This window comes from Haloferula sargassicola (genome assembly GCF_040362925.1).
GTDB lineage: Bacteria > Verrucomicrobiota > Verrucomicrobiia > Verrucomicrobiales > Akkermansiaceae > Haloferula > Haloferula sargassicola.
The window spans coordinates 1-1053 of record NZ_BAABRI010000058.1 but is presented as its reverse complement, the minus strand read 5'-3'; the positions used below and the strand labels follow the sequence as shown (position 1 = coordinate 1053).

At 67.2% G+C, this 1053-nt stretch carries 1 protein-coding gene; it reads left to right on the top strand.

Going from position 1 to position 1053, the window contains the following annotated elements; translation table 11 throughout:
* On the top strand, positions 1 to 1053 hold a 1053-nt coding region (locus ABXH26_RS20580; RefSeq protein ID WP_353568983.1), incomplete at both ends, for an Ig-like domain-containing domain.

Below are 1053 nucleotides of genomic sequence, written 5' to 3'. Positions count from 1 at the left end.
CAACCTGCTCATCGACGTCCAGGGCGGCGACGTCAACAACGGCCAGGCCACCATCCCCCGCGACGGCACCTACTACGTCCGCGTCCAACCCTGGAACGGCGACTACAACACCGAATACCGGTTCCGCGTCACGCTCGCGCCGCCCGGATCCGGGCAGATGGAAACGGAGGCCAACGACCAGTTCAGCCAGGCCGACGGGCTGAGCTTCACGCTGGCCGGCAACCAGCTCAGCAACCGCATCTACGGCCTGCTCGATACCGACGACGGTCCGGGCGATTACTTCGGCCTCGGCAACATCGCCGCCGGCACCGAGGTCGCCGCCGCGCTCGACCTGCCGACCTCCACCACGCTCACCAGCTACACGCTGCAGCTCTACCGCAGCAGCAATGCCGGCACCCCGGTGGCCACCAGCACCGACGGCCCGCTGACCCACCTGCTCCAGCCCGGCGACGAGGACACCTACTACCTGCGCCTCACCGGCACCGGTCTCGGGATGCTCGCCGAGTACTTCATCAACACCTCGCTGACCGACACCACCCCGCCGACCATCACCTCGGTGAGCCTGCCCGCGGAGGGCGTCACGCTCGACTTCTTCGGCCGCTCCTTTTCCATCGGCTACAGCGAGGACATGCTGCCGGAAACGGTCAACGAGCCCGCAAACTTCGAGCTCCTCGGCTCCGGCGGCGACGGCACTTTCGACGATGGCAACGAGCTCATCTATGCCCTCGCCCCGGCCAGCTATGCCTCCGGCCTGAGCCAGGGCTTCACCATCACCGACGGCCCGCTGCTCGCCGACGACTACCGCTTCACGGTCACCACCAACCTCCGCGACAAGCTCAACAACAACCTCGCCGCGCCCTACGTCCGGACCTTTTCGATCACCGACGTGGCCGGCTACGTCAGCGAAGACCGCGACAACGACAGCTTCGCCAGCGCGGACTCGCTTTCGCTCGCGCCGGACCTGGGGGCTTTCGACAGTTCGTTCGTCAACTCCGGCATCAGCCAGAGCTCCGCGGGCTCCGACCCGCGGGACATCGTCAGCGCGGACTTCGA